Source organism: Kocuria sp. KH4, from assembly GCF_053711175.1.
This window is the reverse complement of the sequence record NZ_JBSJYX010000072.1, coordinates 1-397: the sequence shown is the minus strand read 5'-3', so window position 1 is coordinate 397 and position 397 is coordinate 1. Positions and strand designations below refer to the sequence as shown.

General features: G+C 66.0%; 1 protein-coding gene. It reads left to right on the top strand.

Annotated features, from left to right (window positions below):
- Window positions 1-397, top strand: a 397-nt coding sequence (locus ACWCOM_RS18530; protein WP_454550210.1) for a carbohydrate ABC transporter permease, incomplete at both ends; no start/stop codon positions are given.

Sequence of the window (397 nt, the reverse complement as noted above, 5' to 3'; positions counted from 1 at the left end):
TCCTGCTGGGCATCGCCATCCCGATCCAGGCCACGATCATCCCGATCTACCTGCTCATCGTGCAGCTGGGCCTCTACGACACCCTGGCGGCGCTGATCCTGCCCGGCATCGCCTCCGGGATCCCGATCACGGTCCTGATCCTGACCAACTACATGCGCGACATCCCCAACGAGCTCTACGAGTCCATGACCCTCGACGGGGCCGGGGACTGGAAGGTGTTCCGCACGCTCGTCCTGCCGCTGAGCATGCCCGCCGTCACCACCGTGGGCGGCTACAACGCGCTGAACAGCTGGACCAACTTCCTCTTCCCGCTGATCCTCACCCAGAGCTCCGAGAAGCGCACCCAGCCGCTGTCCCTGTGGACCTACCAGGGGGAGTTCCAGGCGGCCATCCCCGC